This is a genomic window from Pseudaquabacterium terrae (assembly GCF_013266755.1).
GTDB classification, from domain to species: domain Bacteria; phylum Pseudomonadota; class Gammaproteobacteria; order Burkholderiales; family Burkholderiaceae_C; genus Pseudaquabacterium; species Pseudaquabacterium terrae.
On the sequence record NZ_JABRWJ010000023.1, the window covers coordinates 17,434 to 42,488 of the forward strand.

Here is a 25,055-nt window from a genome sequence, read left to right on the forward strand (position 1 = left end):
CGGACGCTCACTGATTGACCGGGGACTTCGGATCGAGCAGCAACGCCATCAAGTGGCGGATCTGGTCTTCATCGAGCAGCTTCGCGTGGCCGAAGCGCGGCATGTTGGAGCAGGCCGAATAGGCCTTGCTGTTCCACAGCTTGCCCCAGGTGTACTTGACGATCTCGGCGCTGGCCGGGGCGGCCGGGTCCTTGACGCCGCGGATCTTGCCGTACTGGTGCAGGCTGGGCCCGATGTTGCCGAAGGAGATTTCGGCGGGGCCGATCTGGTGGCAGTTGTAGCACATGCCCCCGTTTGCCGTGGGCTCGGCCTTGGCGTCGGACCAGGTCATGCCACGGCCGTTCTGCGCCAGCCTTTCGCCATCGCGCCAGTTGCCGATGTACTTGCCGTCGGAGGGCCACTTGACGGCGGCGAGCGACTCGGTCTCGATCTGCTTGGCGATCGCCGGCGCGGGCGGCTGGTCCGACGAGCAGGCGCGCTGGCCGAGGTCCTGGTCGAGCCGGTCGACGCCGGCGATGCCCTGGGCGCGGAAGTCGGCCTTGTGCATCGCGGTGGTTTGCGTGTCGAGCTCGGCCGGCGACGGCAGCGTCGCGCAGCCGACCAGCACGGTGGCTGCAGCGCCGGCGGTGATTGCAAGGAGACGGTGGGTGCGGTTCATGCGGCGGTCCACCTTTCAGCGCTTGATCGACGGCGCGATCGACTCCGCGCCCTTGGCATTGACGCCCATGTAGACGCCGAGCGCGACGGTCACGTCGGACGCGAAACCGGGGTACGGAAAGCGCTGCTGGCGGTAGCAGTCGTTGAGCCGCCGCTGCATCGTCCACAACTCGCCGCTGGAGACGCGGTAGGCGGGCCAGGCGGCGAAGCCGATGCCGTCGCCCGGGTTCTTCGTCAGGTTCGGCAGGTCCTGCATGCGGATGCGCTTGCCGTCCGAGTCATGGCAGGCTGCGCACGAGAAGTCCATCGGGCCGCCGCGGAAGAAGAAGGCGCGCTTGCCGAGCTCGTACATGCGCTGCTCTTCGGGATGCGCCTGCGGCAGATTGATCTTGCGGCCGCGCGATTCGGCCGAGATCCATGCGGCATAGGCTTCCAGGGTCGCCTGCTCGCCGCGGCCGAACGCCGTCTTGGCGATCTCCGCCGGGTCGAAGCCCTGCAGCTGCTGCATGCAGGTCAACAGGCGCGACTCGAGGTCCTGCACCTTCTGCGTGTCCGGGAACCAGCGCGGCAGCTGCACCCACGCGCCCTTGACGACGCCGGGGCCTTGCCCCAAGTCGCAGCGCTCGAGCGTCGCGTTCTTCGGCCCGCGCGGCGTCTTCCACAGCGCCTCGCCCTTGGCCTCGAACAGCTCGGCCGGGTTGCCTTCGGCGAGCATCGCGCGGTATTCGGCGATCGCTTCGGCGGAGGTCTTCGGTTTCGCAGCCGGTGCCGGCGTCTGCGCCTTGACCGCCAGCGCGGCGGTCAAGGCGGCAATCGTCCAGGCGGCGGCGTGCAGGGGTCTTGGCGTCGGCTTCATCGGCGTCTTGGGTCCTTGGTCAGGCAATCACGGCTTCGTCGGTGCGCTTCTCGCCGCGATTGTCGAGCCAAGTCACGGCCACCTTGTCGCCGGCCTTCGCGCCCTTGATCGTGAACTGCAGGAACGGGTTCTTCGAGATCGCCGGGCCCCATTGCGCGCTGAACACCGGCTTGCCGTTGTGCGTCGCGCTGACTTCCTGGATGAACCAGGCCGGAATGATCTTGCCGGCCGCGTCCTTGCGCTGGCCGGTCTCCATCTCGTGTTGCATCAGCACGCGCACGGTGGCCTTGTCGCCAGCGGCCTGGGCGCGGATGCGCATCGGATCTGCTGCCATGTTCGTCTCTCCTTAGCCGCCGCAGCCGCCCAACGTGACCTTGATCTCCTTCTGGGAGAACAGCGTCCGGCCGTCGCCCATCAGCGCCACCGCGTAGACGTTCGACGACTGGCCCATCTTGACGCGCGTGGTGAAGGCCGATTCGATCGCGTCGTTGCATTCGAAGATCGCCGACAGCGCGTTCGGATTTTTCTCGACCAGCAGCAGCATGCGCTTGACGCCGGGCAACGCGGTCGCGCAGCCGACCTGCACGACGGCGCCGTTCTCGGCGATGTCGGGGCCGGTCAGCACGACGTCCTTGCTCTCGACCGGCGCGCCGGCGCCGAGCGCCTTCAGCGTATCGGCCAGGTTCTTCGCGTCGAACGCGGCCTGCGGATAGGCGGCCTGCGCCACGCCGGGCAGCAGGCCCAGGCCGGCCAACAGGCCGGCAACGCCGGCGCTGCGTTGCAGCATCTCGCGGCGGGTTTGCATCGTCAACTCCTTGCTTCTCGTCCAACCAATGGGCGGCCGCGACCGTATCACGGCCGCGCACCACCCGCCAACCACCGGGCAATCGTTTCGGCATCACCCGCGGCCAGGCTCTGCGGCGGCATCGGGATCGAGCCCCACACACCGCTGCCGCCGGCCTGGATGCGCCCGGCCAGGTAGGCCACCGCGTCGCCGCGCCCGGCCTGGCGATGGGCGATCTCGCGGAAGGCCGGGCCGACTATTTTCTGCTCGATGCCGTGACAGGCGATGCAACCCTGGGCCTGCAGCAGCGCGAGCACCGGTGTGCCGGCGCCGGCGGATCGACCGACGGCCGCTGCCGCGGCCGGTGCGCCGCCGGTCGCTGCCGCTGCCTGGGCTTGTCCTGCGGTCTGCATGCCGCGCTGCGGGCCGACGAGCCGGTTCTGGTCGGCCAGGTTCCCGTGTGCATTGCGCGCGTGGTCCGGGATCGCGGAGGTGATGCGCGGCGCGGTCGGCGCGCAGTCGCGCATGCAGGCGCTGCCCTGCACGTCGGGCTTCGCGCGCGCGCCCGGGTCGCTGCCGGGCCACATCGCGTGCCGGGTCGTCATGCCGTCGCGGTTCGGCAGCTTCGCCTGCACGGCGCGGATCGTGCGTTGATCGAGCACGAAGTCCTCGGCAACCACGCCGCCCAGGTGCAGCATGTAGGCCGTCACGGCATAGACCTCGTCGGTCGACAGCGTCTTCGGTGCGGTCCACGGCATCGCGCGGCGGATGTAGTCCCACAGCGACGCCACCGTCGGCAGCTTCATCATCGTCGTGCGCGCCGGGTAGGCGGGGTCGGCCAGCGTTGCGGTGCGGCCGCGCTGGATGTCGGTGGGCGTCGTGCCGCCGATCAGCGGGTGGAAGACCTGGTTCGACTCGCCGAACACGCCATGGCACGACGCGCACTGCGCCTCCCACAGCTTCTCGCCGGCGGCGACCGAGCCGCGGCCGGCCGGCAGGCCCTTGAAGTCGGGCCGCACGTCGATGTCCCAGGCGGCGACCTCTTTCGGCGTGGCGCTGCGGCCGATGCCAGGGAAGTCGGCGGCTGCGGCGCTGCCCGCGATGGCGAGCAGCGGCACGGCCAGCGTTGCCTTACGCCAGCTGAACATTGCGCACCTCGCCGCTCTCCTGCACCCACCAGGTCTGGATCGCGTTGTTGTGATAGATCGAGCGCGTGCCGCGCGCCGCACGCAGCGCGCGGTAACCCGGCTGCACATGCCCCGTCGAATCGGTCGCCCGGCTCTGGATCAGCGCCGGCTGGCCGTCCCACACCCAATCGAGCGAGAAGCGCGTCAGGCACTTCGACAGCACCGGCGTCTGCAGCCGGGCTTGGCGCCATTGCCGGCCGCCATCGACCGAGACGTCGACCCGCTGCACGGCGCCGCGGCCCGACCACGCCAGGCCGCTGATGCTGTGAAATCCCTTCTGCAGCAGCACCTGGCCGCCCGAGGGCGTCGTGACCACGCTCTTGCACTCCTGCGTGCTCGAATACTGCCGATGCGTGCCATCGGGCAGCAGGTCGATGTAGTGGATCGCCTCGTCCTTGGTGCCCCAGGGCTGATCGCCGACCTCGATGCGGCGCAGGTACTTGATCCAGCTGACGCCCTGCACGCCCGGCACCACCAGCCGCAGCGGATAGCCGTTCTCGGGCCGCAGCATCTCGCCGTTCTGGCCGTAGGCCACGAGCACCTCGCCGGACTCGACCAGCGCCATCGGCAGCGTGCGCGTCATGCCCGAGCCGTCGGCGCCTTCGCCGAGCACGAAGCGTGCGCGCTTGAAATCGACGCCGCAGAGCTCGAGCAGCGTGCGCAGCGGCACGCCGGTGAACTCGCTGCAGCTCAGCATGCCGTGCGTGTACTGCACCGTCGGCACCGCGACGTTGCCCCACTCCATGCCGGTGTTGGCGCCGCACTCGATGAAGTGGAAGCGCGACACCGAGGGAAGGCGCATCAGCTCGTCGAGCGTGAAGACCATCGGCCGCTTCAGCAGCTTGTCGTCCGAGCCATTGACCATCAGCCGGTGCTGCGCCGGATCGATGTCCCACCAACCCTGGTGATGGCGCTCGAAGTGCAGCCCGCTCGGCGTGACGATGCCGAACAGTGACTGCAGCGGCGCGAAGGACACCGAGGCCTGCGGCGTCTGCGTCAGCCCGGGGCTGGGCCGGCGCTGCACGTTGGCCTCGTGCAACGAGGGTTTGCCGTAGCCGTCGCTGGCCACCGGCTTGCCGAGCCCGGTGCTGTGCGCCGGCAGTTGCAGGATCTGCGGCTCGCCGTCGGCGGGCGTCTGCGCCCGCGCCGCGCCGGCGGCGCTGGCGGCACCGGCCAGCGCGCCACGCAGGAAGTCGCGGCGGCCGCGGCGCGCCTCGGCGAACACCGTGCGCGCACCGGCCGGATCGATGAAGTTCTCCGGCGCCTTCAACAGGCGGCCCGGGGGGGCAAGGGGGCGGTCGCTCACGAAAATTCAAATATAAGCACACAAGGATATTAGGTTGCGCACCGCGCCGGTGCGGGCGGTGTTAACCCGCGCCCGCCGAAGCCCGTGACTGCAGCGGCTAGCATCGCCGACGCCGATGTGACCGCGTCCCTTTCCAGGAGCCCGCCATGATTCGCCGCCGCACCGCCTTGAGCCTGCCCGCCGCCGCCGTCGGCCTGACACCGCTGTGGGCCGCGGCCCAGCCGAAGAAGGAGACGCTGGTGCTGGCGATGACGCTGGAGCCGCCGGGGCTCGATCCCACCGCCGGCGCCGCCGCGGCGATCAGCGAAGTGGTGCACTACAACATCTTCGAGACGCTGACCAAGATCCTCGGCGACTCGTCGATCACGCCGCTGCTGGCCGAGAGCTGGACCGTCACGCCGGACAACAAGACCTGGGCCTTCAAGCTTCGGACGGGCGTCACGTTTCACAACGGCGAGCCGTTCAACGCCAAGACGGTCAAGTTCGCCTTCGAGCGCGCTGCCGAGGCGGGCAGCGCCAACAAGGACAAGGCGACTTTCGCCAACATCGTCAACATCGCGTTGACCGACGACTACACCGTCGTGCTGACGCTGAAGAACCCGAACCCCGACTTCCTGTTCCAGCTCGGCCAGGCGACCGCCTCGATCGTCGAGCCGAAGAGCGTAGCGAGCAACAACACGCAGCCGGTCGGCACCGGGCCGTACAGGCTCGACACCTGGGCCAAGGGCTCGTCGGTGGTGCTGGCGCGCTGGGACGGCTGGCGCGACGCGAAGTCGATCCGGATACGCCGCGTGACGATGCGCTTCATCAGCGATGCCGCGGCGCAGGTGGCGGCGATGCTGGCCGGCGACGTCGACTACTTCCCGCGTATCTCGGCGGCCAAGACGCTGGAGCAGTTCAAGCGCGACAAGCGCTTCCAGATCGTCATCAGCGGCTCGCGCGCGAAGACCATCGTCGCGATGAACAACAAGAAGAAGCCGCTCGACGACGTGCGCGTGCGCCGCGCGATCGCGATGGCCATCGACCGCAAGCAGGTCATCGAAGGTGCGGCCGATGGTTTCGGCACGCCGATCGGCAGCTTCTACGTGCCCGGTGCGCCGGGTTATATCGACCTGACCGGCGTCAACGCCTACAACCCCGAGCGTGCGAAGGCGCTGCTGAAGGAAGCCGGCGTGATCACGCCGCTGGAGCTGTCCATGAAGCTGCCGCCGACGCCGTATTCGCGCCAGGGCGGCGAGGTGGTCGCCGCAATGCTGGCCAAGGTCGGCATCATCGCCAAGCAGGAGAACGTCGAGTGGGCGCAGTGGCTGTCGGCGGTCTACGGCCAGAAGGCCTATGACCTGACGATCATCGCGCACGTCGAGCCGCTGGACTTCGGCAACTTCGCGCGGCCGGGCTACTACTGGAACTACGAGTCGGCCAGGTTCAACGAGCTGTGGGCCAAGGTCAACGCCACCGCCGATCCGAAGCAGCGCCACCAGTTCCTGGCCGAAGCGCAGCGCCTGGTCGCCGACGATGCGGTCGCCGCCTACCTCTACCAGCCGACCTACATCACGGTCGCCAACGCGAAGCTGCAGGGGCTGTGGAAGGACATGCCGATCTTCGCCAACGACCTGTCCGCGCTGCACTGGGCATGATCGACGCGAGGGACCCGTTCGGCCTGCCGATCCGGGTGCAGCAACCCGGCAGCGCGGTCGCGGTCGCCGGTTTCGTCGAGGGTTTCCTCGGCTACACGCCGCGCATCCTGGAGGTGCTGGCGGTCGCCGAGGCCGATCACAGCCTGATCGTGCAGGCCTGCGCCGCGGCGCTGCAGATGTTCGCCGAGAGCGGCGGCGCGCCGGCCGCGGCGAGACCCCACCTTGAACGTGCCGCACGGGCTGCGCGACCTAGTACCGAAAGAGAGCGTCAGTTCGCGGCAGCGGTGAAGCTGTGGGTCGACGGCGACGCCGCCGCGGCCTTGGTGGCGCACGAAGCGGCGCTGGCGCGCTGGCCGCGCGACCTGTGCACGCTGAAGCTCGCGCAGTACCACGCCTTCAACCTCGGCGACTCGCCGGCGCTGCTGCGGCTGGCACTGCGCGCGCTGCCGGCGGCGCACGACGTCGCCTGGCTGCACGGCATGCTGGCCTTCGGCTGGGAGCAGTGCCACCGGCTCGACGAGGCCGAGCATGCCGCGCGGCTGGCGCTGGCGCTGCGCCCGGCCGAACCGTGGGCGCAGCACGCGCTGGCGCACGTGATGCTGTCCGACGGTCGCCTCGCCGAGGGTGCGGCCTTCCTGCGCGCGGCCAGCGGCCAGTGGCGCGGGCTGACCTCGTTCATGCGCACGCACAACTGGTGGCACCTGGCGTTGTTCCTGATCGAGCTCGGCGACGCGGCCGGCGCGCTGGCGCTGTACGACCAGGAGGTCTGGGGCATCGACAAGTCGTATTCGCAGGACCAGGTCGGCGCGGTCTCGCTGCTGGCGCGGCTGGAGCTGGCCGGGCTCGACGTCGGGCCGCGCTGGCAGGAGCTGGCCAGCTGGCTCGAGCGCCGGCTCGACGACCGCGTGCAGCCCTTCCTCGATCTGCAGTACCTGTACGGCCTGGCGCGCGCCGGCCGGCCGCAGGCGGCGGCGCTGCTGGCGCGCATCGAGGCCGATGCGCCGAACGCGCCGACGGCGACGCTCGCGGCCTGGCAGCGGGTGGCGCTGCCGGCGGCGCGCGGGCTGCTGGCGCATGCGCAAGGCCGCTGGGTCGATGCGGCCGACGCGCTGGAGCAGGCGCTGCCGCGGCTCACCGCCATCGGCGGCAGTCATGCGCAGCGCGAGCTCTTCGAGCAGATCCACATCGATGCGCTGCAGCGCTCGGGCCAGCACGCCGGCGTGCTGAATGCGCTGCAGCCGCGGGCCCGCGCGCAGCCGCAATCGATGCGCCTGAAGCGCCAGCTGCGCGGCAGCTGCGCCGCGCTGGGTCTGCCGATACCCGGGTAGCGCTCAGCCCGCCTGATCGGCCAGCGCTTCCAACGCTTCGAGGTCCAGCACCTCCCAGCGCCCGGTCGCCAGCCACAGCAGCCCGTCGCGTTCGAGCTTCTTCAGCCCGGCGTTGACGCGCTGCCGGCTGGCGCCGAGCAGGTCGGCCAGGTCCTGCTGCGACAACTTCAGGCCGATGCGCACGGCATCGCCGGCGGCGCGGCTGCCGAAACGACGTGCCAGCTGCAGCAGCTGGCGCGCGAGGCGGTTCTCCAGCGGCAGCGACAAGGCGTCGGCGAACAGGCTCATCAGCTGTCGCGTGCGCCGGCCGTTCAGCCGCGCCAGCGCGATGCCGAAGTCCGGGTGACGTGACAGCAGCTGCAGCAGGTCCTCCTTGCGCAGCACCAGCAGCGTCGAATCGGCGCAGGTCTCGGCATCGCAGGGCGCCGCCAGGCCGTCGATCAGCGGGATGTCGCCGAACCAGGCGCCCGGCTCGACGAGCTGGAAGTTCACCTGCCGGCCCGAGGCCAGGCTGGTCGACAGCCGCACCGCGCCGGCGGCAACGCCGAACCAGGCCTCGCCGGCGCCGGAGCCGCCGCGTACCAGCACCGTGCCGGCGCGCAGCCGCCGCACCGTGGCGCGGGCCAGGATCGCATGCTGCAGCTCGCTCGACAGGCTGGCGAACCAGGCGTCGCCACGCAACGCCTGCAGCTCAGGCTGTGTCAGCTTGGCGTGGCCGGCGACGGCTGCCAGGGCAACCACCGGCGGCGAGGCGCTGCGCAACGGGTCGATCAAGGGATTCGCGCTCTGCCCGGAGGGGCTGGCCAGCGGCTGTGCGGACATCGTGTGAATCCCCGAAAAAATACCGAGCGCTCGCTCGGTTTCGTGGAGTCTACAATCCGCGCGCCCTGGGGTCAACGCGGGGCTTTTCTCCCCATCCCCGCATGCCACTGGACCTGCCGCCGCACTTCCTGATCGCCGATTTCAAGCGCGTCGCACCGGTCGACGCGAGCACGGTGTGGGACAAGCTGCTCGAGCGCAACGCGCACCGGCTGACGGTCAAGCGCCCGGCGGCGCTGGAGAACCTGCGCACCATCGTCGAGACGACGTTTCGCCTCGCCAACAAGGTCGGCTTCGGCGCGATGACGCTGCGCGACCTGAGCGGCGCCTGCGGCCTGTCGATGGGCGGGCTGTACGGCTACATCGCCAGCAAGGACGACCTCGCCGCGATGATCGAGGACATGATCCGCTTCCTCGCCGCGGAGATCCCGGGCTGGTTCGACGGGCCGTGGCCGGCGCTGGAGCGGCTGGAAGCGATGCTGCGCGGCCACGTCTACATCACCGAGATCCTGCAGCCCTGGTTCTACTTCGTGTTCCTCGAGTCGCGCACGCTCTCCGAAGGCCAGCGCCAGGTTGCCAAGGCCTCGGAGATGGATGTGCAGCAGGGCCTGACGCGCCTGTTCGCCGAGGCCGGCATCGACGATGCGCTCGAAGCCCAGGTGCTCGCCGGCCACTTCCTCGCCTTGAGCCAGGACTGGTACGTCAAGCGCTGGAAGTACCGGCAGCTGAAGGTGCCGGTCGATGCCTTCGCCGACAGCATCTGCCGGCTGGCGCGGGCGCGGGTCGAGGCCGGCGCGGCGTCCTGAGCGGGGGGCGAGAACGATGAAAGTGCTCCACGTCACGCGGGAGAGCCACGAGGACAGGCGCTATGGCATGGGCCGCTCGATCCGCCAGCTGATGCAGGGGCTGGCCGGGCACGGCGTGGCGTCCGATTGTTTCGTCGCCGGCGATCTGTCGGCCGCCGCGCTGTCGACCGCGCAGCTGCGGGCGTCGCGCTGGGCGGACGCGATCGGTGCCGAGCAGGCGCCGTTGCTGGAGATCGTGAGTCGGGCCTGGCAGGCCGGGCAGGAAGCGGCGCGGCAGGTGAAAAGCGGCGCATTCACGCACGTTCATTGCCACGATGCCGTGGTCGCGCACGGCTATCTGAGTGCAGCCGACGGTCTCGATGTTCCGATGGGCCTGACGCTGCATGCCTTCGACAGCATGGCGTTCTCGCTGCGCAACTACGTTGCCGACATTCCCCCGGCGCTGGCCGAAGGCCTCGACAGCATCGAGCGGCAGGTGCTCATCGAATCGGACTGGGCGGTGTTTCTGTCGCAGGCCGGCGCGAAGAGGATGGCGGCCGAGCTCGATCTCGGCCCGCCCGAGTCGCGTGCGAACTGGCATGTGGTGCCGCACGGCAAACCGGCCCTGGAGCACATCGAGCGGTCCGCGGCGCGCCAGCAGCTCGGCTGGACAACACCCCGGCGGGTGCTGCTCGCTGTCGGCCAGCTGGTTGCGAACAAGCGCTTCGACTGGGTCGTGGAGGCGATGTGCGGCCTCGACGATCGCTGGGATCTGGTGCTGCTCGGCGAAGGGGATGCCACGTCGTTGCAGGACCTCGCCGCGCGCCTGGGCGTGCGCGCGCCGCATTTCGCGGTCACCGACGTGCCCGGCCCCTACTACTGCGCCGCCGATGCCTTCACCAGCGCGTCGGCCATCGAGTCGTTCGGAATGGCGCACCTGGAGGCCATGGTCGCCGGCTTGCCGATCGCCTGCACCGCCGTCGGCGGCGTGCCCGAGGTCGTCGGCAGCGCGGCATGCCTGCTCGCGCCCGAGAAACACGCCTACGCGCAGGGCCTCGCCGAATTCCTCGGCGACGATGCCGGCCTGGAGCGTGCCGCTGCCGCCGCACGCGCGCGCCAGGCGGCCTGGCCGAGCGTCGCGGAGATTGCAGCGCGACACCTGGCCGCTTATCGGCGCGTCGAGCGCAGGCGCGGCGGCGCGCGTCTGTCGGCGCCGATGGGTATTGCGACGTAGGCGTTCGCGGCGGCCAGGCTCAGTCGCGCGAGGCGGGCACCGTGCTCGGCTGCTCCGGCAGCCCGAGCAGGTGCGCATCGTCGGCCCATTGGGTAACGGTCAGGCCGCCTTCGCTCCAGCGCAGCCGGTTGATGCCCGTGTTGGGGATCGCGCAGGCGCGCGCGCCGTGCAGCGGCAGCGTGTTCGCGGCGCGCCACAGCATGTCGAGCACGCCGCCATGCGTGACGACCACGATGCGCCGCCCGGCATGGGTCTCGATCGCCGCGGCCAGCGCACGCTGCACGCGGGCATAGAAGTGCAGGTTGCTTTCGCCGCCCGCGGGCAGCGCGTAGTCGGCGTCGTGCTGCACCCAGCGTTCCCACAGGTCGCGGTGCTGGCGGCGGATCGTCGTCACGTCCAGGCCTTCGAGGATGCCGAAGGCCTGTTCGCGCCACAGCGGCTCGGTGTGCACGGCCAGACCATGGCTGCGGGCGATCGGCGCGGCGGTGGCCTGCGCGCGCTGCAGGTCGCTGGCGATCAGCACGTCGATGCGCTCGCCGGTCAGCCGCTCGCCGAGCCGCGTCGCCTGTTCGAGGCCGAGCGTGTTCAGCGGCACGTCGATCTGGCCCTGGAAGCGGTGCTGGCGATTCCAGTCGGTCTCGCCGTGGCGGATCACGATCAACTCGGTCATCAGTGCCTGCGCTGGGGACTGTTCATCGCGCGATTGTCGGTCGTCGCGGGCAGGTGAGTCTTGGCACACTTCGCGCCTGTCACGCCAACGGGTGCCCGCCGCATGGACTATTCCGCCATCCTTCACGAGATCCGCGAGCGCCTCGCGCCAGTCATCGGTCAGGGGCGCGTGGCCAGCTACATCCCCGAGCTGGCCACGGTCTCGCCGCAGCACTTCGGCATGGCCGTGGTGTGCATCGACGGCACGGTGCACTCGATCGGCGATGCCGACGTGCCGTTCTCGATCCAGAGCATCAGCAAGCTGTTCACGCTGGTGATGGCGCTGCAGTGCGAGGGCGATGCGCTGTGGCAGCGCATCGGCCGCGAACCCTCGGGCAACCCGTTCAACTCGCTGGTGCAGCTGGAGCACGAGCACGGCAAGCCGCGCAATCCGTTCATCAATGCCGGCGCGCTGGTGCTGTCGGACATTCTGTGCACGCGCTACGCGGTGCCGGAGACCGCGGTCGTCGAGTTCCTGCGCAAGCTGGCCGGCCACGAGAACATCCACTACGACCGCCGCGTCGCCAAGTCCGAGCGCGACACCGCGCATCGCAACGCGGCGATGGCCTATTTCATGAAGAGCTTCGGCAACCTGAAGAACCCGGTCGGCCAGGTGCTCGATGCCTACTGCCGCCACTGCGCGATCGAGATGAGCTGCATCGACCTGGCGCGTGCGGTGACCTTCCTCGCCAACCACGGCGTGCTGCCGCGCAGCGGCGAGCGCCTGCTGACTGCCAGCGCCGCGAAGCGCCTGAACGCGCTGATGCTGACCTGCGGCACCTACGACGCGGCGGGCGACTTCGCGTTCCGCGTCGGCCTGCCGGCCAAGAGCGGCGTCGGCGGCGGCATCCTGGCGCTGGTGCCGGGGGAGTGCGGCGTCTGCGTCTGGTCGCCGGGGCTGGAGCCATCGGGCAACTCACTCGCCGGCTCGCTGGCGCTGGAGACCTTCACGACGCTGACCGGGCGCTCGATCTTCTGATCCGTCCGTCGCCGCCGGCAGTCGATTCGTCGGCGTGCGGCTGCGCTTCGTCGCAATGCGCTGTTCGCGCGGCCCTCGGCTTTCTACAGTTCATTCCAACGCACCAACGCGTTGCCACTGAGAAAGACCGGAGCCCATCATGTTCAAGCAGATCAGCACCCAAGCCACCGCCTTCGGCCTCGCCGCGCTGGTGACGCTGGCCACGCTGGGCAGCATGAGCGCGCTGGCGAACCACAGCGTGGCGACCGAGATGGCGCGTGCCGACAGCACGCCGGTGCAGCAGGTCGTGATCGTCGGCAAGCGGGACGTGCGCGGCTGAGCTCCAGCGCCCCCGCTCCCTCACGAAGCCCCGCATCGCGGGGCTTTCTGCATTCTGGGCGCCCCAGGCCCCTAACTTCAGGGTGGCGTGGCATGTCCGCGCGGTGCCGCGGATCGCGTCCTTACTCCACAAGGCATCGGAATGGTTCCGCTGCCGTCACACGGAGCACTCTCACCATGGCTACCAAGATCACCACGCACTATTTCGAGTTCGGCGTGCACAAGTACTTTCGCGGCAGCGCCCATGCCATCGAGCCCGCGACCTACGGCGAGATGAACGACCCCGTTGGCATCAAGGCCTGGCTCGAACCGGCCGGCAAGGTCAAGCCCGAGCACCTGGACGGGCGTCTGAAGTTCAATACGCGCGTCAGGATCGACTGGAACACGGTCGCGAAGGGCGACCTCGAGGCCGAGGCGGATCTCAACTATCTGGGCCTCGGCAAGAGCGGCATGCTGAGTTTCGACCTCTCGAAGGCCAGGTCCGCCAAGCTCGAACTCGTCAATCTCAGCATCGACGAGAGCCCGTTGATTCGCATGCTGAACAACGATGCCAACATCGCGCGTAACTTCCTCGCCGAAGAGGGCAGCGACGGACGCATCGTCTCCGAGGTCTGGATCGTCGTCGATGCGGAGCTGGGCGAGCACTTCGCCACCAGCGGAGCGGCGGGCGTGGCGGTCAAGGCCTTCGGCAGCACAGCGGGCGTCGTCGTCAGCGGCGGCAAGCATGGCACGCAGACCGTGCAGCTCTCGTCCGGCACGACGTTCGCCTACAAGGTGCACAAGGTGAGCGACTGGAACAAGGGGAAGACGCAGGTCGAGAAGGTCGAGGCCGACTACAAGGGCCTGTCCTGACCGGGGCGCGAGCCAGGCCAGCAGGCCGGATGCTGCCTGCGAGCGCCCGGCGCTCGCACGGCCCATCGGCCGCGCGAACGCTCCAGGCTCGCACCGCTGCACTTCGTCGCAATGCGCTGTTCGCGCGGACCCTGGGTTCCTACAGTCCATCTCAACGCACCAACGCGTTGCCACCTGAAAGACACGGAGCCCAACATGTTCAAGCAGATCAGCACCCAAGCCACCGCCTTCGGCCTCGCCGCGCTGGTGACGCTGGCCACGCTGGGCAGCATGAGCGCGTTGGCGAACCACAGCGTGGCGACCGAGATGGCGCGCGCCGACAGCACGCCGGTGCAGCAGGTCGTGATCGTCGGCAAGCGGGACGTGCGCGGCTGAACCCACCAGCGCCTTCCGCTTCCCCAGAAAAGCCCCGCATCGCGGGGCTTTTGCTTTTCAGAGCCCCAGCAGCCGCTGCGCCAGCTGCCAGGCATGCGTGCGCAGCTCGGGCACGGCAGTGGCCTCCCAGTCGCGCGCCTTCAGCAGCGGGCCGATGTACGACAGCCGCGGCGAGGCCACGCCGTCGCGACCGACCACGGCGTAGTGCGGATCGACCTGCAGGCCCAGGCCGAGCGGGTCCGGGCAGATCCAGCCGGCTTCGAGCAGGTCGCGCACCAGCGGCGATGGGCAGCGGCGCAGGTCCGAGCTCGGACCGGTGCAGTTGACGATGTGCTGGACCGTCAGCCGCTCGGTGCCCGCCGCACCACGCCGCTGCAGCTGCACGACGAGACCCGCGTCGCCGGGTTCGACCGAGACCATGCGCGCCGCCCGCACATCGAGCGCGCCCTGCTCGACGAGCCCTTGGTACGCCTCGTGCGCCGCCGGCGCGCAGCGATGGCGCAGCACTTCCCAGTGCGGCCGCGCATGGCGCAGAAAGCGTGCGCGGTCAACGGCCGACAGTCGTTGCCACAGCGCCGGCGTGTGCGCGCGCAGGGCGCCGATCACGTCGCGCCAGTCCTCGCCGTTCGCGATGCGTGCCGCGATATCCCGCCGCAGCACGCGCCACTGCTGGCGCAGCGAATCGCCCATCGCCGCGACCAGCGCGCCGGCATCCAGCGCACCCGGCGCAGCGCCGCTGCGGCGGTGCGGGTTGGGCGCCAATCCACGCCGCGAGATGCTGATCAGCCGTCCGCGCCGCGCATCACGCGCCAGCGCCAGCGCGACGTCGACCGCCGTCAACCCGGCCCCGACCAGCAGCACGTCGTCGTTCGCACCGATGCCTTGCAGCGCGCCCCTGGCCCACGGATCGCGGATGTAGCGTGCGCCGGCGGCCGCGATCGCCGCGGGCGGCAGCGGATCGAGCGGCGCGAAGTGCCCGAAGGCCAGCACGACATGATCGGCCGCGATCAGGCCGCCCTGCGCCAGCCGGATCGCGACGCCGGCGTCGGCATCGATGTCGAGCCCGATCACGCGGCCGACGATGCGTTCCAGCGCGATCGCCGGCGCGGCGGTCAGCTCGGCCGCCGACAGCAGGGCATCGAGGTAGGCGCCATACAGGCGGCGCGAGACGAAGGAGGTCGGCTCGACCTGCGGATCGGACCAGCGGCAATAACGCAGAAAATCCTCGGCATCCTGCGCCAGCGCACTCATGTTGGCGGCCGGCACGTTCAGCACGTGCTCGCGGCTGGATGTGCCGTAGGCCAGGCCGCGTGCCATGCGGCCCGATTCGTTGATCAGCACCACCTGCAGCCCCTCGGCCGGTGCGTGGCGCAACAGCTGAACCGCGGTGACCGCGCCGCTGAAACCGGCGCCGACGATCGCGATGCGGCGGGGGCGGGTCGATGGACGCGTCATTTGCAGGGACGGCGGCGGTGGAGGTTCGCCGGATGATAGGCGCGGCTTGCTCGTTCGGCGCATGTGCATCGAAGCAAGCATTCGTTTTCCTTGTCGCCGCTGCGGGTCAACACTGTCCTCACCGCCACCCAGAGAGGACATCCGACATGAGCATCACCGCAATCAACGTTCGCAACCAGTTCCGCGGCCAGGTCCGCGAGATCGTCGAAGGACCGGTCGTCAGCGAGGTCGACGTCGAGACCGCCGGCGGGCTGATCGTCACGTCGGTCATCACGACCCGCTCGGTCAAGGAGCTGGGGCTGGAGGTCGGCAAGGAGGTGATCGCCCTGGTCAAGTCGACCGAGGTGTCGATCGCGACGCTATGACCGTTGACGCGCGCGCGCCGCGCCTGCTGATCGTGCCGGGCCTGCACGACAGCGGCCCGGCGCACTGGCAGAGCTGGCTGCAGTCGCACTACCGCCACAGCCTGCGCGTGGTGCAGCGCGACTGGCAGGCGCCCGACCTCGAGCGCTGGAGCGCGCGCATCGGCGCGACGCTGGAGCGCGCCGGGCCGGGCCCGTGGATCGCCGCGGCGCACAGCTTCGGCTGCCTGGCGCTGGTGCACCACCTGGCCCGCACGCCGGACTCGCCGCTGCGTTCGTTGCTGCTGGTGGCGCCGGCCGAACCCGATCGATTCGGCCTCGCCGAGGCCCTGCCGCAGACTGCGCTGCCGCGGCCGGGCCTGCTGATCGGCAGCCAGAACGACCCGTGGATGAGCGCCGGCAGCGCCCGCCGCTGGGCCGAGCGCTGGGGCTGCCAGTGGATCAACCTGGGCGACGCCGGCCACATCAACGCCGAGGCGGGATTCGGCCCGCTGCCGCTGGCGCGGCGCTGGGTGCTCTCGATGGCGCAGCGCCTCGCGCGCGAGCAGCGGCCCGCGCGGGCCGGCGCGGAGTGGTCATTCGCCGTCTGATTCCGGGGCGCTCACTCGTTTCTCGCATGTACAACGAAGCAATGCTTCGTTCTCCGAATGAGCGGCACTTCCTAGCATCGCCAGCATTCACGACCCGGACACCCAACGATGACTTCTCTCGCATTGCTGCGCCGCTCGGTGCTGGCGCTCGCGTTGACCGCGGCCGCCTTCGGCGCCGCGGCCAAGGACCTGACGCTGCTGAACGTCTCCTACGACCCGACGCGCGAGCTGTACCAGGATTTCAACAAGGCCTTCGCCGCGCACTGGAAGGCCAAGACCGGCGACAACGTCGCGGTCAAGCAGTCGCACGGCGGCTCGGGCAAGCAGGCCCGCACGGTGATCGACGGGCTCGATGCCGACGTCGTCACGCTGGCGCTGGCCTACGACATCGACGAGATCGCCCGCCTGGGCAAGCTGCTGCCGGCCGACTGGCAGAAACGCCTGCCGCACAACAGCGCGCCGTACACGTCGACGATCGTGTTCCTGGTGCGCAAGGGCAATCCGAAGGGCATCAAGGACTGGGACGACCTGGCCAAGCCGGGCATCGGCGTGATCACGCCGAACCCGAAGACCTCCGGCGGCGCACGCTGGAACTACCTGGCCGCCTGGGGCTACGCGAAAAAGAAGTTCGGCAGCGACGACAAGGCGCAGGAGTTCGTGCAGAAGCTGTTCGCCAACGTGCCGGTGCTCGATTCCGGCGCCCGGGGCTCGACGGTGACCTTCGTCGAACGCAACATCGGCGATGTGCTGCTGGCCTGGGAGAACGAGGCGCTGCTGGCGCTGAAGGAGCTCGGGCCGGGCAAGTTCGACATCGTCGCGCCGTCGGTGTCGATCCTGGCCGAGCCGCCGGTCGCGCTGGTCGACAAGGTGGTCGACAAGAAAGGCACGCGCGCGGTGGCGCAGGCCTACCTCGAGTTCCTGTATTCCCCCGAGGGCCAGGACATCGCGGGACAGAACTACTACCGGCCGGCCGATCCGAAGGCGGCGGCGAAGGTCGACAAGCAGTTCCCGAAGCTGACGTTGTTCACGCTCGACAGCGTGTTCGGCAGCTGGGCCGCGGCGCAGAAGACCCACTTCGCCGACGGCGGCGTGTTCGACCGCGTCGTGACGAAGCACAAGTGAACGCTCAGCGCTCGCTCTGCCAGACGAAGCGGCCGTCGGCGCGGATGTAGCCGCTGGTACGCCCCTGGCCGACATAGGCCAGGCCGCTGTGGAAGGGGCGCGCGAAGCTGAACTGCGGCTCGATCGCCACCCGGCCGCGCTTGTCGATGTAGCCGTGCTTGCCGCCGACCTTGACCACCGCGAGCCCCTGCGAGAACGGCCAGGCGCGCTCGGCCTCCGGCTGCAGCACCGTGCGGCCGGCAGCGTCGAGGTACAGCGCCTTGCCGTCGGCCTTGACCAGCGCGAGGCCGTCGGAGAAGTCTTCCGCCGTGTCGTAGCGCGCCGGGATCACCAGCGTGCCGCGCTTGTCGATGTAGCCGTACTTGCCGTCGATCCAGACGCGGGCGAAGCCTTCCTTGAAGTCGCTCGCCTGCTGGAAGCGCGGCGGCACCACGAGCTGCCCGCCCGTCGTCATGAAGCCCTGCGTCCGGCCGGACCAGACCCGCACCATGCCGTCGCTCGCGAGGCCGACGAAGTCGATGCCCGCCGGCGTGATGTCGCGGCCCTGCGCGTCGAAGACGCGGTGCGTGCGCTCGCGCGATTCGGCGCGCACCAGGCCGCCGCCGGGCGGCAGCAGCTTGTCGTGCGCCGCCGCCAGCACCAGCTGGCCGCGCTTGTCGATCGCGCCGTACTTCAGCTGGCCCCAGGCGTCGGCGATGCCGACCAGCGCCAGCCCGTCGGCAAAGGGCTGGGCCTCGTCGAAGGCCGGCGCGATGACCCATTGCCGCTGCGCACCCACGTACCCCCAGCGCGGCTTGCCCTGCGCATCCTTGCCGCGTTTCGGCACCAGGCCTTCGGCGAAGGGTTGCGACAACTCGTCCTGCGGCTCGATGACGAAGCGGCCCGCCGGGTCGACGTAGGCGGTGCGGTGGCCTTTGCGCACCATCACCAGCGGCGCGCCGATGCGCACCTCGGTGTACTCGGGCGCCAGCACCTGGCGGCCTTCGGCGTCGATCAGCCCATGCAGGTCGCCGTGGCGAATCGGGAACAGCAGCGGCGCACTTGCCTGCGCCTGCGCCGTGCCGGCACAGAACAGCGCGAGCAGCGCGGCAAACAGGGGCCGACGATTCAGCCGTGCAAGCACAACACCACCGCCGCGCAGGCGGCCACCAGCACGACCGCCCACACCAGGCTGCGCTCGCCGGGCAGCATGCCGCCGGCCGGCGTGCCGGGCTCGGAAACGATGGTGTGGTGAAGCTGGCCCAGCATGCCGGGCGGCAGGTCGGTCAGCACGTGCGGGATCATGGTGGCACTCCCTGTTCAAGCGGTGTCGGCCACTGTGGCCGGACGGGGTTTCAGCGGCGCTACGCCAGCGTCCGCCCCTGGTTTCGTTTGTAGTTCGCCGCTCGCCGAAATGCTGTGCGTTTTGCACTCTTGCAGCCGTCGAAGATCGGCCGTGTGACCTTCGGCACCGTGGCTTCGCCACAGCAGCACCGAGTCGCCGAATTCGTGCGCGCGGTAGCCGCCGGTGTCGAGCGCCGCATCGAGTCGGGCGAGCGTTGCTGCGCCGGCGAAGGCGCCGAGCAGCCGGTGGTGGCTGGTGCCCGGCTCGTGCGCGCCGCTGACCAGCGCGTCGACGATGCGCAGCGGGCTGCTCGCCCCGAGCCGGTTGTCGGCCAGGCCCTCGCCGGGCTGCAGGGCGCCGCGGGCCCCGGCGTGTTCGAGCGCGCGCGTCACTGTCGTGCCGAGCGCGACGATGCGGCCGCCGGCGCGGCGCGTGCGTTCGATGGCCGCGACCGTCGACGGCGGCAGGTGGTAGGGCTCGTCCAGCGGCAGCCGCGCGTCGAGCGCCGCGTCGCCGGTCGACGACAGGCCGGCGGCATGCGTCAGTGTCGCGAAGCCGATGCCGCGCGCGCGCAGTGAATCGAGCATCGACCAGTCGAGCAGGAAGCCGGCCGAGGGCGGCTCGAAGGCCACCGGCAGCGCGGCGATGCGCGTCCAGCTGTCCCACAAAGCGAGCGGGTCGGGCAGGTGGGCGTACTGCACCGGCTTGCCATGGCGCGCCAGGCCGCGCCAGATCGCCTCGGGCCTGCCTTCGAAGCGGATCAGCACCAGCCGCGGATGGCCGAGCAGCCGGCGCACGCGGGCGCGCAGCGGCCGCTCGTCATCCTCGGCGCGCAGCGCGCCATCGCCGCAGCCGAGCAGCAGCAGGTCGTCGGGCGCGAGCGGCGGCGGCAGCGGACGGTCTTCGGTGCGCAGGCGATGGTCACCTTCGCCGAAGACCACGGCGGCGAATTCCTTCACCGCATCGACGGCCAGGGTCGGCCGGCCGGCCAGGCGGATCTCAATCGGCCGGCCGCTGCGGCCGTGCACGCCGTGCAGGCTGGCTGGCAGCGTCGCGGCATCGTTGGCCACCAGCAGGTCGCCGGGTTGCAGCAGGGCGGGCAGCGTGTGGCGGGCATGGTGCTCGAGCCGTCCTTGTGGATCGACGGTGAGCAGCCGCGCGTCGGCCGGTCGCTGCACCGCAAGGGCCGCCGGTTTCATCGCACAGCCTCCTCATCGACGGCCAGCAGCGCGCCGGTGATCGATGCTTCGAGCCGCGCGATGACTTCGTCGGCCGCCTGCTGCGGCCGCTTCAGCGTCGCCGGATCGGCATCGGGCAGCGCCAGCGCATGCAGCGGCGTGTCCATGTCGCCCGGGTCGTGTTCGAGCACGCGGATGCCCAGCGGCTGCAGCTCCGCATCCCACACCGCCGCCAGCTGCCGCGCCGCGGCCTTGCTGGCGCCATACGCGCCCCAGCCGGCGTAGGCATTGACACCGGCATCGCTGCCGATGAACAGCACGCGCGCCGGCCGGCTTTCGCGCGCCGACGCCGCCAGGCTGCCGAGCAGCGCGCGCGTCAGCCGGAACGGGCCGAGCACATTGGTCGTCAGCGCTTCTTCGAACTGCTCGCACTCGGTGTCGGCCAGCGGCGCCAGCGGCACGGGCCCCAGGCTCGACGCGTTGTGGATCACCAGGTCGACGCCGCCGAGGATGCCGGCCAGCTGCAGCGCGAGCGGATGCGTCTGGCGCTTGTCGGCGACATCGCCAGCGATGCCATGGCTGCCCGGGTGCGCGGCGGCGACCGCGCGCACGCGCTCGGCGTTGCGGGCGATGAAGGCGACCTGCGCGCCGCGCTGGCGCAGGCCGCGCAGCAGCGCCAGGCCGAGGCCCGAGGTGCCGCCACTCAGCACGACGCGGGTACCGGTGAGGGGAGAAGTCGGGGTCGTCATTGAATGCTCCTGATGTCTGTGGCGCAAAGGTAGGCGGCGCCGTCGCGCGCGGCGAGCCGGATGTCCGCTGCGTTGGCGGAAGATCGATCCGCTGGACAATCGCCGCCGATGTCCTCCGACCGCACGGCTTCGCACCTGGCGCGCAACCTCGCTGCGCTGCGCCATGCACGGACCTTGACGCAGCAGGAGCTGGCGCGCGCCGCCGCGGTGCCGCGCTCGACGATCGCGAACCTCGAATCGGGTGAAGGCAACCCGTCGCTGGCCGTGCTGGTGAAGGTGGCCGGCGCGCTGTCGGTACCGATCGACGAGCTGCTCGCTGCACCGCGCGCGCTGGTGCGGCACTGGCCAGCGGACGCGATCGCGCCGCGCCACAAGGGCCGCGGCGTGCAGGTGCGCGACCTGGTGCCCGAGCCGGTGCCCGACGAGATGATGGAGCTGATGGACTTCGAGCCCGGCGCGGTGATGGGCGGCACGCCGCACCTGCCGGGCACGCGCGAGTTCTTCACCTGCCTCGACGGCCGCGTGATCCTGATGGTCGCCGGCGACCGCTACGAGCTGGCGCCCGGCGAGGTGCTGGCCTTTCCCGGCAACCTGCCGCATTCGTACCAGAACGCCGATGCGCTGCAGCGCGCACGCGGCGTGTCGGTCGTCGTCCTTGCGAAGGCGGGGGTTTGAGCACAGCGGCTAGCATCCCGCGATGCAAGAGACCTACCGCAACTTGGGCCGCTCGGGCCTGAAGACTTCGCCGCTGTGGCTCGGCACGATGATGTTCGGCGACCAGACCGATCACACCGAAGCCGCGCGCATCGTCGGCGCCACGCGCGACGCCGGCCTGAACGCGATCGACACCGCCGACATCTATGCCAACGGCCAATCGGAGCGGATCGTCGGCGAGCTGATCAAGACCGACCGCTCGCGCTGGGTGCTGGCGAGCAAGCTCGCGAATCCGATGAGCGCCGAGCCGAACGACCGCGGCCTCTCGCGGCGCTGGTTGATGCAGGCCTGCGAAGCGAGCCTGAAGCGCCTGGGCACCGACAGGATCGACGTCTATTACCTGCACCGCGACGACGAGTCGACGCCGATGGAGGAGACGCTCTCGGCGCTCGCGAAGCTGATCGCCGACGGCAAGATCCTGCACTGGGGCGTCTCGAACTTCCGCGCCTGGCGCATCGTGCGCATCGCCGAGCTGGCGCGCGCGATGGGCGTGCCGCCGCCGATCGTCTGCCAGCCGCCGTACAACGCGATGAGCCGCGGCATCGAGACCGAGCTGCTGCCGGCCTGCAACCACTATGGGCTGGGCGTCGTCGCCTACAGCCCGCTGGCGCGCGGCGTGCTGACCGGCAAGTACAAGCCCGATGCAGCGCCCGACGCCGGCACGCGCGCGGCGCGTGCCGACAAGCGCCTGATGCAGACGGAGTTCCGCGCCGAATCGCTGGCCTTGTCGCAACGCTTCGCCGCCTACGCCGAGCAGCGCGGCGTGGCCGCCAGCCACCTGGCGATCGCCTGGGTGCTGAACAACCGGCTGGTCAACGGCGTGATCGGCGGGCCGCGCACGCTCGAACAGTGGAACGATTACCTCGCCGCGCGGACGCTCACTTTGAGTGATGAAGACGAGGCCTTCATCAGTGGCCTGGTCCCGGCCGGCCACGCGTCGACGCACGGCTACACCGACCCGCTGTATCCGGTCACCGGGCGTCAGCCGAGGACGTCAGCATGACCCCGGAACCGGTTGAACTCGCGAAAGCCTACCGCCTGATCAACCACGGCCCGACCGTGCTCGTCAGCAGCGCGCACGGCGGCCGCCGCAACGTGATGGCCGCGGCCTGGAACATGGCGCTCGACTTCACGCCCGCCAAGGTCTGCGTGGTGATCGACAAGACCACCTTCAGCCGCGGCCTGATCGAAGCCTCCGGCGAGTTCGTGCTCAACGTGCCGGCGCGGGCGCAGGCCGCGCAGGTGCTGGCGATGGGCCGCGTTTCAGGCCGCGACGGCGACAAGTTCGACGCGCTGGACCTGCCGACGCTGCCGGCGGCGAAGGTCGCTGCGCCGCTGCTGGCCGGCTGCCTCGGCTGGCTGGAATGCCGCGTGATCCCCGAGCCGCACAACCAGCAGGCCTACGACCTCTTCATCGGCGAAGTGATCGCCGCCTGGGCCGACCCCCGTGCGTTCACGAAAGGCCACTGGCGCGCCGAAGCGCCGCCGAGCCTGCACTACATCGCCGGCGGCGCGTTCTTCGCCACCGGCGAAGCGTTCGAGGTGGCTGGGTGAGCGCTTCAGCGCAGAATGATGTTGTCGAAGATCTCGTTGTCGTTGCGATCGATGTAGTGCAGCGCAAACTCGACGTTCGATTTGCTGGCCATGTCGGGCAGTTGGGCCGTGACCGGCAGGCCGCTGAATGATGACGCCATGCTGCCGGGGTATGAGGCCTTCAGGTAACGGTAGCCCGGGGAGAGGACACCCGCGGCATTGCCCCGCTTCGGTCCGGCGAAGAACTCATGAAGCCGCGCCACGCGAAATACCGCGTTGTCCGGGCTTGACGGCATGGTCCAGACCAGGTTGATCGGCGCTGGCGCCGCGCTCATCGCGTTGGCGCGCGCCTGCGCCAGCGACGATCCGCTGATGCCGAGGCGTGGGTAGCGGTCGCCTTGCGGTCCGCTGCTCACCATCTCGACGAACTTGTACGGCAACTTGTCCAGCACCGCAGTGTAGGTGGCGATCGGCGCGCGACCCGCGTGGCCGTTCACTGTCTTCCAACCGTCGTCGTCATAGACCTCAAAGAGGTAGGTCGCTCCGGCCACCAGGCCCAGATTCGCGAACTTGGCGTCCGCCTGCACGTCGGGCGTCGCGGTAGTCCAGCCCCAGTTGTCGATCGACGCACCGGTTGCTGCGCAATCCACGGTGGCCGCCGGCGTGGGCGTCGACTCGGTCGGGACGTCGCAGAAGCGGAAGGTGTCCTCGTCGCGCCAGTTCAGGTAGTTTCCGCGCTTGCCGGCCAACTCAGGCGCGCTGCGCAGGATGCGTGGCGACAGGAACTTGAAGGTCTGCCGGGTGGGCGCGCCGGCGAAGATGACGCGGGGGCCGGTGACGATCACATAGCTGGCATGGCCCATCGGATCGGTGATCATCCAGCGCACTTCGCGCCGATGGCTGACCGACGTTTGCGCTGGCGTGCGCGTGCCGTCGTAGGTCTCGGTCCGCAGGTTGCGTGCGCGTACCGCGACCGACACCAGGCGCTGGTCGCCGAGCATGCGCCAGGACGGATCGCTTTGCGGCGTCGTGCAACGCGGCGTCCCGTAGGTGCTGCCGGTGACCAGCGTCTGCCGGACGTTCCTGTCGGTCGAGCCGTCCTTGAAGCGCTGCTCGTACTGCACGTCGACTTCGGTGCGTGTGCTGCCGTCGCCATTGACGACGCGGCGCTCGGCGAGCACCTGGACATTCGTGGTCTCCTGGCCGATGCGGTAGGCATCGCGAGCCTGGACGGCGGCCGGGTCGGCATCGGTCTCCGCGATCAACCAGTCGCGGCTGCGTCCATCGTGCAGGTAACACGCGTCGGCGTACTGCAGGCTTGCCACCCCGGATGCAGGTACCTGCCGGGCAAACTGGCCATCGACCGCCGCCAGCAGCGCCTTGACGCCGGCGAGCGTGTCCGCATTGAGCGGCGTCGCGGACTGCAGCGCAAAGCGGTACTGCCCGTTGTCGCGCAGCGTCACGTTCAGATAGGTGGTCGCGCCGACTTTCACCGCCGGCAAGGTCAGGAGACGCGTGGCGGCGTCGTACGTGGCGATGCCCGGCGCTGGCGGGTACTGGGGGGTGGCCGCTTGCAGCGTGAACGCGAGCCGCGCATCGCTCTTGAGCGTCACCTTCTCGTAGCTCGCCGCGCCGACGCTGACCGATGGAATCGTCAGCACGCCGGTTGCGGCGTCGTAGGTACTGACCTGGGCTTGCAGCAGCGCAGGCAACACGCCGAGCGCACCCAGCAACGCCAGGCGCGAGGCCGTCGTCTTCATGGTGGTTCCCTCCCCGGGGCGGCATCTTAGAGGGGCCGGCAGGGCCCCTGGCGCCGGAGATGGTCGATACCATGCCAACTCCGACCGATTTGCCGAATCGGATACCCGATGGACCACCCGCCCGCCTCCGCCCTGGCGACCGTGCTGCGCGCCGCCGCCGTCGCCGCGCACAACACCGCAACCAGCGGCGCAAGGATGTCGACGCGTCGCCGTACATCAACCATCCGCTGGCGCTGGCGGCCGATTGGCCACTGCAACGGCGTCAGGCCTATTTCGACTGGGCGAAGCAGGTGGTCGACCGGCTGCGCGGCGTGCATGCGCCGCTAGCCCGCATGTTTCACGGTAGGTGAGCTGTACGGCCGATTTGGTTGGAGGCAGCCGATTTGGCCGAGATTTGGATCTCGAATTGGGACATTGCGACCCCTGTCGTCCGCAATGGGGCC

General features: G+C 70.0%; 28 protein-coding genes. 14 read left to right on the forward strand and 14 right to left on the reverse strand.

The window, feature by feature from the left end:
- Nucleotides 1–7 precede the first annotated feature (7 nt).
- From soxX to soxC, 6 genes are read right to left on the reverse strand one after another with little or no spacing between them, the layout of a single operon-like run.
- Entirely contained in the window at nucleotides 8–658 is a 651-nt protein-coding gene (soxX, locus tag HLB44_RS35705; protein ID WP_173135388.1) for a sulfur oxidation c-type cytochrome SoxX, read from the reverse strand.
- A 15-nt stretch (nucleotides 659–673) separates the two neighbouring features.
- On the reverse strand, nucleotides 674–1,513 hold the full coding sequence (gene soxA, locus HLB44_RS35710) for a sulfur oxidation c-type cytochrome SoxA (protein ID WP_173135391.1): 840 nt from the start codon (nucleotides 1,511–1,513) through the stop codon (nucleotides 674–676).
- Between the two features lie 19 nt (nucleotides 1,514–1,532).
- On the reverse strand, nucleotides 1,533–1,832 hold the full coding sequence (soxZ, locus tag HLB44_RS35715) for a thiosulfate oxidation carrier complex protein SoxZ (RefSeq protein WP_173135460.1): 300 nt from the start codon (nucleotides 1,830–1,832) through the stop codon (nucleotides 1,533–1,535).
- Nucleotides 1,833–1,859: 27 nt separating this feature from the next.
- Nucleotides 1,860–2,318 carry a thiosulfate oxidation carrier protein SoxY gene (gene soxY / locus HLB44_RS35720; protein ID WP_173135394.1) on the reverse strand — a complete coding sequence of 153 codons (459 nt, stop codon included), beginning with the start codon at nucleotides 2,316–2,318 and terminating at the stop codon, nucleotides 1,860–1,862.
- Nucleotides 2,319–2,365: 47 nt separating this feature from the next.
- Nucleotides 2,366–3,445 (reverse strand): c-type cytochrome, encoded by a 1,080-nt coding sequence (locus HLB44_RS35725; protein WP_173135397.1) that lies wholly within the window; start codon nucleotides 3,443–3,445, stop codon nucleotides 2,366–2,368.
- Nucleotides 3,429–4,790: a sulfite dehydrogenase gene (soxC, locus tag HLB44_RS35730; protein ID WP_343051779.1), complete on the reverse strand. Its 1,362-nt coding sequence runs from the start codon at nucleotides 4,788–4,790 to the stop codon at nucleotides 3,429–3,431. The genes HLB44_RS35725 and soxC overlap by 17 nt, the downstream gene beginning before the upstream one ends.
- A 146-nt stretch (nucleotides 4,791–4,936) precedes the next feature.
- Between soxC and HLB44_RS35735 the strand changes: the two genes are divergently transcribed.
- Both HLB44_RS35735 and HLB44_RS35740 read left to right on the forward strand, forming a co-directional pair.
- Nucleotides 4,937–6,427 (forward strand): ABC transporter substrate-binding protein, encoded by a 1,491-nt coding sequence (locus HLB44_RS35735; RefSeq protein WP_173135400.1) that lies wholly within the window; start codon nucleotides 4,937–4,939, stop codon nucleotides 6,425–6,427.
- Nucleotides 6,424–7,755 (forward strand): tetratricopeptide repeat protein, encoded by a 1,332-nt coding sequence (locus HLB44_RS35740; RefSeq protein ID WP_173135403.1) that lies wholly within the window; start codon nucleotides 6,424–6,426, stop codon nucleotides 7,753–7,755. The genes HLB44_RS35735 and HLB44_RS35740 overlap by 4 nt, the downstream gene beginning before the upstream one ends.
- A 3-nt stretch (nucleotides 7,756–7,758) precedes the next feature.
- On the opposite strand, the gene HLB44_RS35745 is transcribed toward HLB44_RS35740, so the two are convergent.
- Nucleotides 7,759–8,577: a Crp/Fnr family transcriptional regulator gene (locus tag HLB44_RS35745; RefSeq protein ID WP_173135406.1), complete on the reverse strand. Its 819-nt coding sequence runs from the start codon at nucleotides 8,575–8,577 to the stop codon at nucleotides 7,759–7,761.
- Nucleotides 8,578–8,678: 101 nt separating this feature from the next.
- Here HLB44_RS35745 and HLB44_RS35750 point away from each other — a divergent pair, with 101 nt between their 5' ends.
- The gene (locus HLB44_RS35750) at nucleotides 8,679–9,380 is read left to right on the forward strand and encodes a TetR/AcrR family transcriptional regulator (RefSeq protein WP_173135409.1); all 702 of its coding nucleotides are present in this window, start codon (nucleotides 8,679–8,681) and stop codon (nucleotides 9,378–9,380) included.
- A gap of 16 nt (nucleotides 9,381–9,396) precedes the next feature.
- The gene (locus tag HLB44_RS35755) at nucleotides 9,397–10,593 is read left to right on the forward strand and encodes a glycosyltransferase family 4 protein (protein ID WP_173135412.1); all 1,197 of its coding nucleotides are present in this window, start codon (nucleotides 9,397–9,399) and stop codon (nucleotides 10,591–10,593) included.
- A 19-nt stretch (nucleotides 10,594–10,612) separates the two neighbouring features.
- On the opposite strand, the gene HLB44_RS35760 is transcribed toward HLB44_RS35755, so the two are convergent.
- On the reverse strand, nucleotides 10,613–11,263 hold the full coding sequence (locus tag HLB44_RS35760) for a histidine phosphatase family protein (protein WP_173135415.1): 651 nt from the start codon (nucleotides 11,261–11,263) through the stop codon (nucleotides 10,613–10,615).
- 102 nt (nucleotides 11,264–11,365) lie between these two features.
- On the opposite strand from HLB44_RS35760, the gene HLB44_RS35765 reads away from it, so the two are divergent.
- The 4 genes from HLB44_RS35765 (at nucleotide 11,366) to HLB44_RS35780 (ending at nucleotide 13,825) form a co-directional block, all read left to right on the forward strand.
- Nucleotides 11,366–12,280 carry a glutaminase gene (locus tag HLB44_RS35765; protein ID WP_173135418.1) on the forward strand — a complete coding sequence of 305 codons (915 nt, stop codon included), beginning with the start codon at nucleotides 11,366–11,368 and terminating at the stop codon, nucleotides 12,278–12,280.
- 139 nt (nucleotides 12,281–12,419) lie between these two features.
- On the forward strand, nucleotides 12,420–12,599 hold the full coding sequence (locus tag HLB44_RS35770; protein WP_173135421.1) for a hypothetical protein: 180 nt from the start codon (nucleotides 12,420–12,422) through the stop codon (nucleotides 12,597–12,599).
- A gap of 176 nt (nucleotides 12,600–12,775) precedes the next feature.
- Entirely contained in the window at nucleotides 12,776–13,450 is a 675-nt protein-coding gene (locus tag HLB44_RS35775; protein WP_173135424.1) for a hypothetical protein, read from the forward strand.
- A 195-nt stretch (nucleotides 13,451–13,645) separates the two neighbouring features.
- Complete coding sequence (locus HLB44_RS35780; protein ID WP_173135421.1) at nucleotides 13,646–13,825, forward strand: hypothetical protein; 180 nt, start codon at nucleotides 13,646–13,648, stop codon at nucleotides 13,823–13,825.
- Between the two features lie 57 nt (nucleotides 13,826–13,882).
- Here HLB44_RS35780 and HLB44_RS35785 read toward each other — a convergent pair whose 3' ends face one another.
- Entirely contained in the window at nucleotides 13,883–15,280 is a 1,398-nt protein-coding gene (locus HLB44_RS35785; protein ID WP_173135427.1) for an FAD/NAD(P)-binding protein, read from the reverse strand.
- 146 nt (nucleotides 15,281–15,426) lie between these two features.
- Here HLB44_RS35785 and HLB44_RS35790 point away from each other — a divergent pair, with 146 nt between their 5' ends.
- The 3 genes from HLB44_RS35790 to HLB44_RS35800 all read left to right on the forward strand — a co-directional run bounded on the left by HLB44_RS35790 (nucleotide 15,427) and on the right by HLB44_RS35800 (nucleotide 17,354).
- Nucleotides 15,427–15,645, forward strand: a complete 219-nt coding sequence (locus tag HLB44_RS35790) for a TOBE domain-containing protein (RefSeq protein ID WP_173135431.1) — start codon at nucleotides 15,427–15,429, stop codon at nucleotides 15,643–15,645.
- On the forward strand, nucleotides 15,642–16,232 hold the full coding sequence (locus HLB44_RS35795) for an RBBP9/YdeN family alpha/beta hydrolase (RefSeq protein ID WP_173135434.1): 591 nt from the start codon (nucleotides 15,642–15,644) through the stop codon (nucleotides 16,230–16,232). The genes HLB44_RS35790 and HLB44_RS35795 overlap by 4 nt, the downstream gene beginning before the upstream one ends.
- 108 nt (nucleotides 16,233–16,340) lie before the next feature.
- Nucleotides 16,341–17,354, forward strand: a complete 1,014-nt coding sequence (locus tag HLB44_RS35800; RefSeq protein WP_173135437.1) for a sulfate ABC transporter substrate-binding protein — start codon at nucleotides 16,341–16,343, stop codon at nucleotides 17,352–17,354.
- Nucleotides 17,355–17,358: 4 nt separating this feature from the next.
- Here HLB44_RS35800 and HLB44_RS38090 read toward each other — a convergent pair whose 3' ends face one another.
- Genes HLB44_RS38090 through HLB44_RS35820 form a run of 4 tightly spaced genes read right to left on the reverse strand, consistent with a single transcriptional unit; the run spans nucleotide 17,359 to nucleotide 20,605 of the window.
- Nucleotides 17,359–18,477, reverse strand: coding sequence for a WG repeat-containing protein (locus tag HLB44_RS38090; RefSeq protein ID WP_173135440.1), 1,119 nt, complete (start codon nucleotides 18,475–18,477; stop codon nucleotides 17,359–17,361).
- Nucleotides 18,462–18,638: a hypothetical protein gene (locus HLB44_RS35810; RefSeq protein ID WP_173135443.1), complete on the reverse strand. Its 177-nt coding sequence runs from the start codon at nucleotides 18,636–18,638 to the stop codon at nucleotides 18,462–18,464. The genes HLB44_RS38090 and HLB44_RS35810 overlap by 16 nt, the downstream gene beginning before the upstream one ends.
- 15 nt (nucleotides 18,639–18,653) lie before the next feature.
- A complete protein-coding gene (locus HLB44_RS35815) occupies nucleotides 18,654–19,877 on the reverse strand; it encodes an S-adenosylmethionine:tRNA ribosyltransferase-isomerase (protein WP_173135446.1) in 1,224 nt (407 codons plus the stop codon).
- A complete protein-coding gene (locus tag HLB44_RS35820) occupies nucleotides 19,874–20,605 on the reverse strand; it encodes an SDR family oxidoreductase (RefSeq protein WP_173135449.1) in 732 nt (243 codons plus the stop codon). The genes HLB44_RS35815 and HLB44_RS35820 overlap by 4 nt, the downstream gene beginning before the upstream one ends.
- A gap of 108 nt (nucleotides 20,606–20,713) precedes the next feature.
- Between HLB44_RS35820 and HLB44_RS35825 the strand changes: the two genes are divergently transcribed.
- Genes HLB44_RS35825 through HLB44_RS35835 form a run of 3 tightly spaced genes read left to right on the forward strand, consistent with a single transcriptional unit; the run spans nucleotide 20,714 to nucleotide 22,873 of the window.
- Nucleotides 20,714–21,280 (forward strand): helix-turn-helix domain-containing protein, encoded by a 567-nt coding sequence (locus tag HLB44_RS35825; protein WP_173135452.1) that lies wholly within the window; start codon nucleotides 20,714–20,716, stop codon nucleotides 21,278–21,280.
- Nucleotides 21,281–21,302: 22 nt separating this feature from the next.
- Nucleotides 21,303–22,322, forward strand: a complete 1,020-nt coding sequence (locus HLB44_RS35830) for an aldo/keto reductase (protein WP_173135454.1) — start codon at nucleotides 21,303–21,305, stop codon at nucleotides 22,320–22,322.
- Nucleotides 22,319–22,873, forward strand: a complete 555-nt coding sequence (locus HLB44_RS35835) for a flavin reductase family protein (protein ID WP_173135457.1) — start codon at nucleotides 22,319–22,321, stop codon at nucleotides 22,871–22,873. Before HLB44_RS35830 ends, HLB44_RS35835 begins: the two co-directional genes overlap by 4 nt.
- 5 nt (nucleotides 22,874–22,878) lie before the next feature.
- Here the strand turns inward: HLB44_RS35835 and HLB44_RS35840 are convergent, their stop codons facing one another.
- Complete coding sequence (locus HLB44_RS35840; RefSeq protein WP_173135330.1) at nucleotides 22,879–24,783, reverse strand: hypothetical protein; 1,905 nt, start codon at nucleotides 24,781–24,783, stop codon at nucleotides 22,879–22,881.
- Between the last annotated feature and the right edge of the window lie 272 nt (nucleotides 24,784–25,055).